Consider the following 260-nt stretch of genomic DNA (forward strand, 5'->3'; position numbering starts at 1 on the left):
AGGGATTTCTGTACCCGGTGCCTGCCTTATGTGGATGTGCTTCTGGGAATTGAACCCTATCATCTCTGGAAAGATGAAAAGGATCACAGTCTGGGGGATGTGAAAGACGGTTTGCCCATGCAGCCGGATTTTGAACAGCAGGAGAGGGTGTTTGAGGAATTTGTCCGCAGATATCCCAACCTGAAATGCATTGCCCGACATGTGCGTTATGCCCATAACGGAAGCGAAAACAGCTTAAAGGCCTATATGTGGTATCAGGG

At 48.8% G+C, this 260-nt stretch carries 1 pseudogene; it reads left to right on the forward strand.

What is annotated here, in order from left to right:
• A pseudogene (locus tag QVP40_RS11660) lies at positions 1-260 on the forward strand (sugar kinase); the annotation flags it as partial.

It is taken from the genome of Blautia sp. CAG:257 (assembly GCF_000433815.1).
Lineage (GTDB): Bacteria > Bacillota > Clostridia > Lachnospirales > Lachnospiraceae > Blautia_A > Blautia_A caecimuris.